Origin of the sequence: Lactobacillus acidophilus, assembly GCF_034298135.1 — a bacterium.
GTDB lineage: Bacteria > Bacillota > Bacilli > Lactobacillales > Lactobacillaceae > Lactobacillus > Lactobacillus acidophilus.
This window is the reverse complement of record NZ_CP139575.1, coordinates 1,643,869-1,656,905: the sequence shown is the minus strand read 5'-3', so window position 1 is coordinate 1,656,905 and position 13,037 is coordinate 1,643,869. Positions and strand designations below refer to the sequence as shown.

Here is a 13,037-nt window from a genome sequence, read left to right as displayed (position 1 = left end):
TTGAGGCGAAAAGAATGAATCTTTTTAAGCAAACAAAAGGAATAGTCGATAAAATTGTGGGAGTAAGAAAACGTTCATCAATGGATAAAAATGGTGAAATGTTTGATCCCATGCAAAAATATACCACAATTGGTGAATATCATGTTGGTGCAGAAGATGGTACACCGGATGGAAAGAATTTTGTCTTAACAGTTTATCAAGACAAAGACGGTGTATTACATCAAGCTTTAAGTTCAGAAAACACTACTGAACTAGCACCAGAATATGTGCGTAAATATAATGAAAAATTAGGTCGTTTTCGTGCTTTTCATAGTAAAAAAACGGGGCGTCGCTATCAAGTTGAGACTTATTTAGATAGTTATGTTGATGAAGTTAAAAAGCATATTCGTGAAGGAAAAAATTCTGTTAATATCGGAGTAATCACTGACACACATTTTAAGGATAAAGATAGTGTCGATTTTTATGGTTGGAATGGGTTACAACATGTACAAGAATTTTCCTATCTTGATCAATTAAACATATTAAATTTAAAGGCACATTTAGGTGATTGGATTGACGGTTCAGATGCTGGTTTGGTTAGTGAAAGTGAACTCATAAAGTTAGAAAGATCATTTAAATCAAATACAGTGCCATATCTAAGCATCAAAGGTAATCATGATGAAAATGACAAGTTCGACGAACATCATGACCTAAAGGCCTCTTTTCCTCAAAATGAATTTGAGAATATTATGTGGCCTGACATGTATCACCAGAAGAATATTAAGTACATTTCACGCCAGCACGGTGTTGCTTACTTTGATTTTGATGATGTGCGTGTGATTTCGGTTAATACTTCTGATTTGCCATATGTCTTGAATAATAGAGGACAAAAAAAGTATGATGCTAAAATTACGTTAGCCGTTCGTGAAGATCAAATTGAAGAAATTATTGAAATTTTGGCTAGATCTTCGAATAAGCGTATCGTTTTCATGAGCCATGCCAACCCGATAAATCGTAAGGGTAGTAATGCCCTTAAATATAATGGTAGATCTTTACACGAATTGCTGGTGGCGTTCAATCAACGTGAAAAGGGAAGAATGCACGCCAGCAATGGTGAACCAGCAGAATTTCGTTTATCTAACGATTTCGATTTTACTGGTATTAAAAATGCGCGAATTGTGGCATATTTATGCGGTCACCGTCATCGTGAAGATCAATACCGTATTAATGGCATCCAATATATTTTATTTAATTGTTCAGCGTTAATGGGCCCTAATCATTCATTAACTACTAAATATAATAAGAATTTGAATCGGCAAATCGATCATAATAATGAATTTGCCGGCTATATTGTTAATATCGATTTAAAGCGTCATCGAATCCAAGCATTTGGTTATGGAGCAGCTTCGAGACGCCGAGTTTATTTCATTTAATTAAATAAAAGTAAAGCCGTTTGGCTATTACAAGTCTTTAGCTTATAATAAAAAAGTTAAAGTGAAAAATTGTATATTTTTAATTTAGAGAGTTTAACTTAGGGGAAGTTTAATTATGTGCGGAATTGTCGCATTTTATGATCCAAAAATAAATGACAAACAAGCCGTTATTGGTAAAATGATGGCTACGATCAAGCACCGTGGACCTAGTTCCGACGGTTACTACACTAATGATGAGGTTGCCCTTGGTTTCAGAAGATTGTCAATTATTGACCTTCGCGGGGGAAGCCAACCGATTTATAACGAAGATAAAACTAGAGCGATTATCTTTAATGGGGAAATTTATAATTTTAAGCCATTAAGAGAAGAATTGATTAAAGCAGGTCACACATTCACTACAAAGGCTGATACTGAAGTATTGCTCCATGGTTATGAGGAATGGGGAATGGATGGCCTTCTTAAGCGTGTACGTGGAATGTTCGCCTTCCTTATTTGGGATGACAACAACAAGACTCTTTATGGTGCTCGCGACTTCTTTGGTATTAAACCAATGTATTATAGCAATCAAGATGGTCACCTTCTTGTAGGTTCAGAACTTAAGAGTTTCTTGGAATATCCTAAATTTAAGCGTGAATTGAACGTAGAAGCAGTTAAGCCATATTTAATGAATCAATATAATGATCTTGAAGAAACTTTCTTTAAGGGTGTTTATCGATTCCCAGCAGGCCACTGGTTTGAATATAAAGATGGCGAAATGAAGACCCATCAATACTGGGATGCTGAATATAAGGAAAACAGTTTAAGCTTTGAGGAAACTTTAAAGCGTATCAATGATGATTTAAAGGAAACTGTTGATTTATATAGAAATGCTGATGTTAAGGTTGGTGCATTCTTGTCAGAAGGTATCGATTCATCATACTTAACCAGTTTGCTTAACCCAGATGACGTATTCTCAGTAAGTTTTGATGATTCAACTTATGATGAAGCATCAAAGGCAAAGGCTTTAGCTGACATCAATCACTGGAAATTCTTCTCAGAAAAGGTTGACGCTGATGAAGCAATGAGAGATTTCCCAGAAATGCAATATCACATGGATGAGCCTGATGCTAACCCATCAATTATTCCATTATGGTACTTGTGTAAGTTAGCACGTAAGCACGTTACTGTTGCGCTTTCTGGTGAAGGTGCGGACGAATTGTTTGCTGGCTATGTTAACTATGGTATGCATACTCATAACGACGTTATTAAGGTCTTCACTAGCGAACTTAAGAAATTGCCTAAGAACAAGCAAGTTAAGTTGGCTCACAAGATTAAGAAAATGCCTAATTTCCCAGGTAAAGTTCATATGTATACTAACTTGGCTGAACCAAGTGAATTCTACGTTGGTCAATCAGTAATTTATGATATGGATTATCCAACTATTTTCACTTCCAAGGATGCTAACAGCATCTTACAACCAACTTACCGTAATAAGTTGACTGTTAATGGTATTTACCAAAAGGACTTTAAGAAGGTTAAGGGTATTGATAATGTTAAGCAAATGCAATATATCGATTTGCACCACTTTATGCTTAACGATATTGAACAAAAAGCTGACAAGATTTCAATGGCTCATTCACTTGAAGTACGTGTTCCATACCTTGATAAGAAGATTGCAGAACTTGCTAACTCAATTCCAACTAAGTACTTAGTTAACCGTCATGATACCAAGTATGCACTTCGTAAGGCTTCAGAAAAGGTTTTACCAGATGAATGGGCAAAGCGTCCAAAACTTGGTTTCCCAACTCCAATTAAGCAATGGCTTAAAGAACCACGCTTTTACAAGCAAGTACGTAGTTTGTTTGAAGAAGAATTTGTTAATGATATCTTCGATCAAAAGAAGATCATCAAGCTTCTTGATGATAACTACGAAGGTGACGGCTCACACAGAAGACAAATCTGGGCTATCTACACCTTCCTTGTTTGGTACAAGTTGTTCTTCGTTGATTACGAAAATACTGTTAAGAAGTACCAACATGTTCAACCTGAAGTTGCTAATTTAATTAGCCAGGGAAAGTTACTTTAAGTTAGGGGATTATTGAGGATAATGACTAAAGAATTTACGCCAATTTTACTTGGTAGTGATATTAATGTTTATGGTATGGCTCGTTCATTTAATGAAGCCTATGGTATTCGTGTTAAGGCGCTTGCTGATGTACAGCTTGCTGCAACTCGTTATTCCAAAATTGTTGATGTAGAACTTCATCATGGTTTTAGCGCAGATCCAACATTTATGGACGTTATGCGCAAGAAGATGGAAATCTACAAGGATCACAAGGAACCAGTCATTTTGATTGCTTGTGGTGATGGTTATGCAGAGCTTCTTTCCAAGCATAAGGATGAATTGAGCAAGGTATTTATCGTACCTTACATTGAATATGACTTGCTTGAAAAATTGATCTCTAAGGAAGGCTTCTATGAAGTAGCTGAAGAATATGGTTTGCCATATCCTAAGACTAAGATCATTACTATGGATGATTACAAGTCAGGAAAATATAAGGATGTACCTTTCCAATTCCCAGTAGAACTTAAACCAGAAGACCCAGTTTCATGGCTTAACTGCCAATTTGAAGGCCGTAAGAAGACTTTTACTCTTCATGATGAAAACGAATTTGAGGACATTGTAACTAAAATTTATACTCACGGTTATACTGAAGATCTTATTTTACAAGACTTTATCCCTGGCGATGATTCAAACATGAGAACTTTGAATGCTTATGTTGATAAGAATCACCAAGTTAAAATGATGTGCTTGGGTCACCCACTTTTGGAAGATCCAACTCCACAATCAATCGGTAACTACATGACTATCTTGCCAGCATACGATGAAAAATTGTATGAACAAGTTCAATCATTCCTTGAAAAGTTAAACTACACTGGTATGGCTAACTTTGATATCAAGTACGATGAACGTGATGGCCAATACAAGTTCTTCGAAATCAATTTACGTCAAGGTCGTTCAAGTTTTTACGTAACTTTGAATGGTTACAACTTAGCTAAGTGGTACATTGATGATTATGTTGAAGATAACTTGAGTGACAAAAAGACAGTTTACGGTAATAAATTGAAGTCTAAGCATGTTTTATGGATGGGTGTTCCAGTTAAAATCTTCAAGGAATATGCATTCGAAAATGAAGCAAAAGACACTGCAGAAGAATTAATTCATGAAGGCCGCTATGGTACAACTGTTTTTTATGATAAAGATCGCAGCCTTAAACGTTGGCTTTTGATGAAGTATATGTTCCATAATTACTTCGCAAGATACAAGAAGTACTATGAAGTAAATAAGGGTCAATACTTTAAGAAGAACAAATAATAGTAAAAATATTTCAAAAAGTTTGGGAAAAATTTCTTTCCAAACTTTTTTTGTGCTTCAAAAGCTTTTAATACCGGTCATTTGCTTTATACAAGGTATAGATGCCTCTATATGTATAGAATACAAGATGTTGTGCTTTATGGTAATATTGAAGCATAAGTTTTGAGGAGTGGTCTTTATGTTAAAGCAAGAAGTCGATCAAGAATTAGATACACCGGTTAAATTCGTTAAACGTGATGGAGCCAAGTATCCTTTTGAATTATTTAAATTAGAAATGGTTATTCACGCACTTGGCTTAGATGATGTTAAGGCTGTAATTCTAAGTAAAATTGTCAATAAACTTGATGAAAAAATTGTCTCAGCACAAGATGTTGCGGATGCATTTAGAGTAAGTTTAAACGAATTAGGCTATATTGAAGCTGCTAAGAAATATGTTTCTTATCGTAAAGCAGATGAAAAAAAGTGGTTGAGTCAAACTGATACCAAGAATCGTTTGGAAAGATTAGTTCACAAAGATCCAACGATTGTTAATGAAAATGCTAATAAAGATAGTGATGTCTTCAGCACACAGCGTGATTTAACTGCTGGTACAGTTGGTAAAACCGTAGGTTTAACTATGATGCCGGAACATATTGCTAAAGCCCATCTTCGCGGCGATATTCACTGGCATGACTTAGACTACACACCTCTTTCACCTATGTCTAATTGCTGTTTAATCGACTTTAAAGAAATGCTTACTAATGGCTTTAAGATTGGTAATGCCTACATGGAAAGTCCTAATTCTATTGGTGTAGCCACTAGTCAAGTAGCTCAAATTATTACTAACGTAGCTTCTAGTCAATATGGAGGTTGTTCATTTGACCGTGCCGACCAAGTTTTAGCTCCTTTTGCTCAAAAGAATTATGAGAAGCATTTAAAGGATGCTAGAGACTTAATCGATGATGAAGAAAAGGCAGAGGCTTTTGCTAAGAAGCGTACTAAAAAAGATATTTATGATGCAATGCAAAGTCTTGAATACGAGATTAACACTATGTTTTCAAGCCAAGGTCAAACTCCATTTACTAGTTTAGGTTTCGGTCTTGGTACATCATGGATTGAAAAAGAAATTCAGAAAGATATTTTAAGAATTAGAATTGCTGGATTAGGTAAGGAACACAGAACCGCTATTTTCCCTAAGTTATTATTTACTATTAAAAAAGGCTTGAATTTGCACCCTGGCGATCCTAATTATGATGTTAAGCAGCTGGCTATTGAATGTTCAACTAAGAGAATGTACCCAGATGTATTAAACTACGATATGATCAAGAAGATCACTGGTTCATTTAAATGTCCAATGGGTTGCCGTTCATTTTTACAAGGCTGGAAAGATGAAAACGGTCAAGAAGTAAATTCAGGGAGAATGAACTTAGGTGTAGTTACCGTGAACTTACCGAGAATTGCTATGGAAAGTCATGGCGATATGGATCTTTTCTGGAAGATCTTCAATGTTAGAATGCAAACTTGTCATGAAGCATTAAAATTTAAGGCACATCGTGTAACTGAAGCTAAACCAGTTAATGCACCAATTCTTTACCAATACGGTGCTTTTGGTAAACGTTTGGCAGAAGATGGTAATGTTAATGATCTATTTAAGAACGGTCGTGCAACTATTTCTCTTGGCTATATAGGTCTTTATGAAGTAGGAACTGTCTTTTATGGTTCTAACTGGGAACACAACAGGGAAGCTCATGATTTTACTGTAGAGATTGTTAAGAAGATGCATGATTTATGTGCTAAATGGGAAAAAGATGATCCTAACCACTATCACTACAGCTTGTACTCAACTCCAAGTGAAAGTTTGACTGATCGCTTCTGCCGTCTTGATACTGCAAAATTTGGTAAAGTAAAGGATATTACGGATAAGGAATACTATACTAATTCATTCCACTATGATGTTCGTAAGCACCCAACTCCATTTGAAAAATTAAACTTTGAAAAAGATTATCCAAAATACGCTGCCGGTGGTTTTATCCACTATTGTGAATACCCAAACTTGAAACAAAATCCTGCTGCTCTTGAGGCTGTATGGGACTGGTCATATGATAAGGTTGGTTATCTTGGCACTAACACACCAATTGATAAGTGTTATAAGTGTGGTTTTGCTGGTGAATTTAAAGCAACTGCTAAGGGATTTCAATGTCCGGTTTGTGGGAATCATGATCCTAAGACTTGTGATTGTGTAAAACGTACGTGTGGTTATCTTGGTAATCCATTGAAGAGACCAATGGTTCATGGTCGTCACGAAGAAATTGCTCACCGTGAAAAACACATGGGTATGGGATTAGTTCGCGAAGAAGCGGAAAAGGAAATCGAAGAAAATGCCAAAGAAAGATAAAAATGATCAAGAAGGCCCTGATATTCGAAGTAGTTTGATCAAGGTTAATATTGATGGTGATACGGTATTTGTGGATTCGAATCAATATAAGCCGCAAGTGGATCATGCTAAGAAACTACTTAAGCAAAAGGCAATGCCCAAAAATCCTAAGCCACAAGAATGGAAAACTGAAGATTATAGTTTGCACAAGATAGCGGATTATAAGCCATTTAACTTTGTTGATGGTGAAGGAGTAAGATGTAGTCTTTATGTTTCAGGATGTTTGTTTGACTGCCCGGGATGCTACAACTTAGTAGCGCAGAATTTTAACTATGGTCGACCATATACTCAGGAGCTTGAAGACAGAATCATTGAAGATATGTCTCAGTCTTACGTTCAAGGTTTAACTTTGCTTGGCGGCGAACCATTTTTAAATACTTGGGTTTGTCTAAAATTGATTAACCGGGTTAGAAAAGAATTTGGGCATAGTAAGGATATTTGGTCTTGGTCTGGTTATACTTGGGATGAACTACAAAAAGAAACACCAGATAAAAAAGAAATGTTGTCAAAGATTGATATCTTAGTTGATGGGCGTTTTCTTGAAGCCGAAAAAGATTTAACTTTGCAATTTAGAGGTTCAAGCAATCAACGAATTATTGATGTGCCTAAATCACTAAAAGCTAATAAAGTAGTTATTTGGGATAAATTAGAAAGATAAAAATTGAGGGTAATTGTAAAATAAAACTACAATTACCCTTTTTTATGGGGAAAATTATGAAAGAGGAAAAGATTAAATTAGTTGATCAGATCATGACGGCATTGCAAAAGGTGATTGATCCGGAATTACAAGTAGATATTGTGAATTTGGGCTTGATTTATGGAATTGATATTGATGGAGATAAGGCAACTATTCAAATGACTTTGACTATCAGCGGTTGTCCTTTATCTGATTATTTACAAAAAGAAATTCAAAAAGCAGTTCTATCAGTTCCAGAAATTAAAACTTGTATAGTACAATTGGTCTGGTATCCTGTGTGGTCGCCAGATCGGATGACGCAAGCAGCTAAAGCACAATTGGGGATGCAAGAAAGAATAGAGGATAAAGAAGAGAATGAAAAGGTAATTGATTTTTCAGTTCCGATTAAAAAGCTTGCTGAAAAATATCCTGATTTTGTGCAAATTATGTATGATTGTGGCTTTACTAGAATTAAGATTCCCGGCTTACTCCAAACAGTAGGGCGTGTAATGACGATTCCGCTTGGTGCACAAGCAATGAAGATAGACCTAAATAAGGTCAAAATGGCTTTTGAAGAAAAAGGTTATAAGGTGGTTGAATAATGGCAAATTTAAGTAAAGAAAGACAACAAGCACTTCTCAAAATTTTACATTATATTCAAGATGGTGGCGATTTTACTGAAGCAAAGAAAATGTTTCAAGAAAGCTTTGATAAAGTAGATGTATCTGAAATCACCGCAGCTGAACGTGAATTAATTGCCCAGGGTCTTGATCCGCGTAAGATTCAATATTTATGTAACGTGCATGCCGATGTTTTTAAGGGAAATATTAAAGAAAATGCAGCTAATCCGGATTTTGCTACGCCTGGCCATCCAGTTAACACACTCAAGCAAGAAAATGTGGTTATTAAGTCTTTAGTGAATGACTATCTTTTGCCTAATTTGAAAAAATGGGAAAAGGATCATTCTGAACAAACTTTGTCTAAAATCAAGCAGGCCTTATCAGATTTGGCTACGATTGGTAAACACTATGCTAGAAAAGAAACATCATTTTTCCCATTGATGACAAAATATGGAATTACTGCACCACCGCAAGTTATGTGGGGCGTAGATGACAAGATTAGACGACTGATTAAGGAAGCTAATAATGTCGTAAATGAAAATGATGTTGATCCTGCAAAATTGCGTAAAATAATTGATGAAGTTAGTCATGAGGTGCTTGAAATGATCTTCAAAGAAGAAGAGATTATGGTGCCAATGATTGACGAGGTGGCTTCTCCTGCTGATTGGGGAAACGTTAAAGATGAAGAGAAACAAATTGGTTATACTTTAATCAATCCACCAATGAATTGGAAGCCAAAAGAAGAACCTAAAACTGCTGGTCCGCTGTCAGTTGATCATCTTTCCAGTCTATTCATCAACTTTAAAGAAGGAGCACTTAACCTAGAACAATTGTCAGCAATTTTAGACTTATTGCCATTTGCTTTAACTTTTGTTGATGAAAATGATAAGGTGGCTTATTTTGGGGGAGGAGCAGCGATCTTTCCTCATTCTAAAAATGCAATTGGTAATTCAGTCTTTTCCTGTCATACACCTGAGAGTAAGCCAATTGTTGAAAAAATCTTTCAAGATCTTCATTCTGGTGAAAAGAAGGTTGTTACATATTGGTTCAAGCCTAAGATGCTGGGAAGAATGCTCTATTTGCGTTATTATGCAGTGCATAATAAGGATGGTAAGTATCTGGGATGCCTTGAAGTAGCAGAAGACATTACTGACATTCAAAAATTATCTGGTCAAAAGAAGACGGAAGAATAAGAAATAACAGTGCGTTTAATGGCACTGTTATTTTTGTTTACTTCTTGATAAGCTATGGATAGTAGAAAAAATAAGGAAATTACTAGAGATAATACAGGAAGGTAATATGAAAAAAGCACATGGAGAAATTCAAAATGATGAAATTAAGTTAATCTGGCTAGTTGTAGGAGAATTAGCTACTTGGATTGGTGCTAGTTTTATTTGGCCATTAACTTCAGTTTATTTAAATAAGCAATTGCACATTAGCTTGTCGCTTATCGGTGTAGTTCTATTCTGCAATTGTGCCGGTAATATTCTCGGCTCAATTATTGCAGGTCGTCTTTATGATAAGCATGACCCGTATCCTTTAATGCTCTGGGGCCTTGGCCTTGATGCGGGCGTTTTATTTCTAATGGCTGCTTTTCATGGCTGGCCAGAATACTGGATTTGGTTAACTTTGACAGGTTTTCTTGGCGGCTGGAATGGTACTTTGATTAATTCTGTTGCCACTAGTTTAAAAAAGCATCCGGGCAGATACGTCTTTAATGTTTTATACTTTTCACAAAATTTGGGTGTGGTAACTGGTACTTTGATTGTGGGTTACCTTTATGACTATTCCATCACACTCTTATTTGTAATTGCGGCACTTTTATTCGTGATTGCCTTTATCAATGCGGTCTTTAATTACCGCCCAATTATTATGTTTCATAAGGAAAGAATTGCTAAAGGTCAAAGCGGTAAGAGTCAAAAGATCGAACCAATGCCCAAGCGCAACTTTATTATGACAATGGTCTTCTTTGCCATACTTGGTGTTACCTGGCTTATGTATATGAACTGGGAATCAAACCTATCAGTTTACATGGTTTCATTAGGCATTCCGTTCCACTTATACAGTCTTCTTTGGACTTTGAATGCTGGAATTATTGTAGTTATGCAGGGAATTTTAGCGAAATTTCCCAATATCTTTAAAAATTTATTCCATCAGATTATCTTCGGGATTTGCATGTTTTCACTATCATTTATTACTTTAGTATTTGCAAAAGATTTTGCTCATTTTGCCTTATCAATGATAATTTTGACTCTCGGTGAATCAACTGCATTTCCTGCTATTCCTGCTTATGTTAATGACTTGTCACCACTAACTAGTAAAGGTAAATATCAAGGATCAATCATGGTGGCTTCTGGGATTGGACGTGCTTTTGGACCATTATTTGGTGGTTTAATTATTGATCAAGCTGGTTATATTTCGTTCTTTTGGGTAGCTGCAATTATTATTGCTATGATGATTATTGTGATGATCCCAACTTATCTAAAATTATATAAGGATTTAAAAATCTACAAATAAAGCGAAAATTAAAATAAAATGATATAATTGACATGATTTAATTTTATTTTTGAATAAAGGGGGATTTTCCTTAATGAGTAATAAAGTGACTGTTCGTGGTGGTGCTGGTAATATCCTCGAACCTAAAGTTGGTACTCGTCCACAAGATAATTTATATTTAGCTGTTAACTCAGACTGGCTTGAGAAGGCTAAGATTCCTTCAGATCGTTCAAGAATTGCTAGTTTTGATAGTATTGATCTTAACGTAGAAAAGAGCTTAATGAAGGATTTCGCAGATTTTGCGGATGGCAAAAAAGAAGTAGCCGATGTACCGAACTTGAAGAAGGCAGTTGAACTATATAAGCTTGCTCGTGACTTTAAGCGTCGTGATGAAGATGGCGCTAAGCCTATTCAAGCTGATTTGTTCTTACTTGAAAGTATCAGTGACTTTGCTGATTTCAACTTGAAGGCTGCTGATTTATTTAAGGCTTCATTTTCATTGCCATTTGGTTTAGATATTGATGCTGATATGAAGAATACTAAGATTAATGTTCTTCAATTTATTGGACCATCAACATTCTTGCCAGATACTACTACTTACAAGACAGAAGCTGCTGGAAAGCTTTTGGAAGTTTTGAAGAAGCAATCAATTAACTTGCTTAAGATGGCTGGCGTTTCTGAAGGTCAAGCTAAGGAATACGTGGAAGATGCCTTAAAATTTGATAAAAAGCTTTCTGAAGTAGTTAAATCATCAGAAGAATGGGCAGATTATCCAGCAATGTATAATCCAACTTCAATGGAAGATTTTGAAGGCAAGATTAAGAACTTCAAGATTGATTACTTCTTGAAGGAAGCTTTAGGTGAAGTTCCTGATAGAATTATTGTTACTGAACCACGTTTCTTGAAACACTTTGATGAATTAATGAATGAAGAAAACTTTGATGAAATTAAGGGTTGGATGATCGTTAAGTTTATTAATAATGTTGCAAGTTACTTGTCACAAGATTTCCGTGAAGCATCATTCCAATTTAGTCAAGCATTGACAGGCCAACCGGAATTACAAAGCCAAGAAAAGCAAGCATATCATTTAGCTAATGGTCTATTCAGCGAAGTAGTCGGTGTTTACTATGGTCAAACATACTTTGGTGAAGAAGCTAAAAAAGATGTTTTAACTATGATTCGCCAAATGATTGATGTTTACGAAAAGCGTATTAAGGAAAATTCATGGCTTTCTGAAGAAACTAAGGAAAAGGCTATTGTTAAGCTTCGTGCATTGATCTTAAAGATTGGTTACCCTGATAAGATTGAAGAAATCTATAATCGCTACAATATAACTCCTGCTAGTGAAGGCGGTAGTCTTTACTCAAACGTAAGAGCAGCTGATATTGAACAAGTTAAATATAACGTTGAAAAGTTACATAAACCAGTTGATCGTAGCGTATGGCTCATGCCAGCCAACTTGGTAAATGCTTGCTATGATCCACAAAGAAATGACTTAACTTTCCCAGCAGCAATTTTGCAAGCACCATTTTATGACTTAAAGCAAGATCGTGCTGAAAACTTTGGTGGAATTGGTACTGTTATTGCTCATGAAATTTCTCATGCCTTTGATAACAATGGTGCACAATTCGATGAATTCGGTAATATGAAGAATTGGTGGACTGAAGAAGACTTCGCTGAATTTAAGAAGCGTACTCAAGCAGAAATCGACTTGTTCGATGGTATTAAATACGGCCCTGTTACTTTGAACGGTAAGCAAATCGTTTCAGAAAATATTGCCGACCAAGGTGGTCTTACTGCAGCTATTAAGGCAGCTAAGGACGAAGGCGATGATTTGAAGAAATTGTTTGAAAACTTTGCTCGTATTTGGGCTAACAAGCAACTTACTGAATCTATTAAGACACAAGTTTCTTTTAATGTTCACGCACCAGGTCCAGAACGTGCAAATGTTCAATCACAATGTCAAGAAGACTTCTATGAAGTATTTGATGTTAAGGAAACTGATGGTATGTGGTTAGATCCAGAAAAACGTGTAGTTATTTGGTAATTTATACACTTTATTAGT

The 13,037-nt window shown here is 35.7% G+C and carries 9 protein-coding genes; all 9 read left to right on the top strand.

Features of this window, described 5'->3' with window-relative positions:
* Nucleotides 1-14: 14 nt before the first annotated feature.
* The 9 genes from SO785_RS07950 to SO785_RS07910 all read left to right on the top strand — a co-directional run bounded on the left by SO785_RS07950 (nucleotide 15) and on the right by SO785_RS07910 (nucleotide 13,019).
* Entirely contained in the window at nucleotides 15-1,412 is a 1,398-nt protein-coding gene (locus tag SO785_RS07950) for a metallophosphoesterase family protein (RefSeq protein ID WP_011254060.1), read from the top strand.
* A 115-nt stretch (nucleotides 1,413-1,527) separates the two neighbouring features.
* Complete coding sequence (asnB, locus tag SO785_RS07945; protein ID WP_003548773.1) at nucleotides 1,528-3,477, top strand: asparagine synthase (glutamine-hydrolyzing); 1,950 nt, start codon at nucleotides 1,528-1,530, stop codon at nucleotides 3,475-3,477.
* 21 nt (nucleotides 3,478-3,498) lie between these two features.
* Complete coding sequence (locus SO785_RS07940) at nucleotides 3,499-4,767, top strand: carboxylate--amine ligase (protein WP_003548775.1); 1,269 nt, start codon at nucleotides 3,499-3,501, stop codon at nucleotides 4,765-4,767.
* A 178-nt stretch (nucleotides 4,768-4,945) separates the two neighbouring features.
* Nucleotides 4,946-7,141: an anaerobic ribonucleoside-triphosphate reductase gene (nrdD, locus tag SO785_RS07935; RefSeq protein WP_011254061.1), complete on the top strand. Its 2,196-nt coding sequence runs from the start codon at nucleotides 4,946-4,948 to the stop codon at nucleotides 7,139-7,141.
* A complete protein-coding gene (nrdG, locus tag SO785_RS07930) occupies nucleotides 7,125-7,838 on the top strand; it encodes an anaerobic ribonucleoside-triphosphate reductase activating protein (RefSeq protein WP_003548777.1) in 714 nt (237 codons plus the stop codon). Before nrdD ends, nrdG begins: the two co-directional genes overlap by 17 nt.
* A 56-nt stretch (nucleotides 7,839-7,894) precedes the next feature.
* Nucleotides 7,895-8,458 carry an iron-sulfur cluster assembly protein gene (locus SO785_RS07925; protein ID WP_011254062.1) on the top strand — a complete coding sequence of 188 codons (564 nt, stop codon included), beginning with the start codon at nucleotides 7,895-7,897 and terminating at the stop codon, nucleotides 8,456-8,458.
* A complete protein-coding gene (locus SO785_RS07920; protein ID WP_003548779.1) occupies nucleotides 8,458-9,669 on the top strand; it encodes a DUF438 domain-containing protein in 1,212 nt (403 codons plus the stop codon). The genes SO785_RS07925 and SO785_RS07920 overlap by 1 nt, the downstream gene beginning before the upstream one ends.
* A gap of 106 nt (nucleotides 9,670-9,775) precedes the next feature.
* Nucleotides 9,776-10,993, top strand: coding sequence for an MDR family MFS transporter (locus SO785_RS07915; protein ID WP_003548780.1), 1,218 nt, complete (start codon nucleotides 9,776-9,778; stop codon nucleotides 10,991-10,993).
* A 73-nt stretch (nucleotides 10,994-11,066) separates the two neighbouring features.
* On the top strand, nucleotides 11,067-13,019 hold the full coding sequence (locus SO785_RS07910; RefSeq protein WP_021874010.1) for a M13 family metallopeptidase: 1,953 nt from the start codon (nucleotides 11,067-11,069) through the stop codon (nucleotides 13,017-13,019).
* Nucleotides 13,020-13,037 lie beyond the last annotated feature (18 nt).

Bases quoted from the DNA above. Each gene is read 5' to 3' on its own strand.
- SO785_RS07925 (WP_011254062.1), top strand. From the start codon at position 7,895: ATGAAAGAGGAAAAGATTAAATTAGTTGATCAGATCATGACGGCATTG.
- SO785_RS07950 (WP_011254060.1), top strand. From the start codon at position 15: ATGAATCTTTTTAAGCAAACAAAAGGAATAGTCGATAAAATTGTGGGA.
- nrdD (WP_011254061.1), top strand. From the start codon at position 4,946: ATGTTAAAGCAAGAAGTCGATCAAGAATTAGATACACCGGTTAAATTC.
- SO785_RS07920 (WP_003548779.1), top strand. From the start codon at position 8,458: ATGGCAAATTTAAGTAAAGAAAGACAACAAGCACTTCTCAAAATTTTA.
- SO785_RS07915 (WP_003548780.1), top strand. From the start codon at position 9,776: ATGAAAAAAGCACATGGAGAAATTCAAAATGATGAAATTAAGTTAATC.
- nrdG (WP_003548777.1), top strand. From the start codon at position 7,125: ATGCCAAAGAAAGATAAAAATGATCAAGAAGGCCCTGATATTCGAAGT.
- SO785_RS07940 (WP_003548775.1), top strand. From the start codon at position 3,499: ATGACTAAAGAATTTACGCCAATTTTACTTGGTAGTGATATTAATGTT.
- asnB (WP_003548773.1), top strand. From the start codon at position 1,528: ATGTGCGGAATTGTCGCATTTTATGATCCAAAAATAAATGACAAACAA.
- SO785_RS07910 (WP_021874010.1), top strand. From the start codon at position 11,067: ATGAGTAATAAAGTGACTGTTCGTGGTGGTGCTGGTAATATCCTCGAA.